The sequence below is a fragment of the Pseudomonas sp. TWP3-1 genome, from assembly GCF_049896625.1.
Classification (GTDB): Bacteria; Pseudomonadota; Gammaproteobacteria; order Pseudomonadales; family Pseudomonadaceae; genus Aquipseudomonas.
Map to the genome: position 1 here is coordinate 1 of NZ_JAFCUQ010000046.1, position 881 is coordinate 881.

Sequence of the window (881 nt, forward strand, 5' to 3'; positions counted from 1 at the left end):
CAGAACCTCACGGTGCCGAAAATCATCGGCATGGTGCTGGAAGAACACGGCATCCAGAGCAACGCCTACGCCTTCCAGACCGGTTCGATCTACCCCGAGCGCATCTACTGCGTGCAGTACGACGAATCCGACCTGCATTTCATCCAGCGCTTGTGCGAGGAAGAAGGTATTCACTACCACTTCCAGCACAGCGCCACCGGCCACAAACTGATTTTCGGCGATGACCAGACGGTGTTCCCGAAACTCAAACCAGTGGCCTACCAGCAAGACTCCGGCATGGTCGCCAGCGACCCGGTGATCAAGCGTTTCGACCTGCGCCTGGAAACCCGCACCAGCCGCACCACCCGCCGCGATTACGACTTCGAAAAACCACGCATCACCCTCGAAAGCGAAAACCGTGGCGACGCCCTGCCCGACCTCGAAGACTACGACTATCCGGGCCGTTTCATCGACCGCGAACGCGGCAAACACCTGGCCAAACGCGCACTCGAACGCCACCGCAGCGACTTCCAGCTCGCAGAAGGCAAAAGCGATCAGCCACTGCTGGTCAGCGGCCACTTTCTCGCGCTGACCGAACACCCAAAAGCCAAGTGGAACGACCTGTGGCTGCTCACCGAAGTCCTGCACGAAGGCAAACAGCCGCAGGTGCTCGAAGAGTCGGTAACCAGCGACACCACCGCGCTGAAAGACGATTTCCATCAGGGCTACCGCAACCGCTTCCAGGCCACGCCGTGGGACGTACCGAATCGCCCACCGCTGAAGCACCCGAAACCGCGCATCCTCGGCAGCCAGAGCGCCGTGGTCACCGGCCCCAAAGGTGAAGAAATCCACTGCGATCAATACGGCCGCGTCAAAGTGCAATTCCACTGGGACCGCGAAGG

Annotated in this window: 1 protein-coding gene; it reads left to right on the forward strand. The window is 60.5% G+C overall.

The window, feature by feature from the left end:
* On the forward strand, window positions 1-881 hold an 881-nt coding region (tssI, locus tag ACP7BN_RS27665), incomplete at both ends, for a type VI secretion system tip protein TssI/VgrG (RefSeq protein ID WP_426206976.1).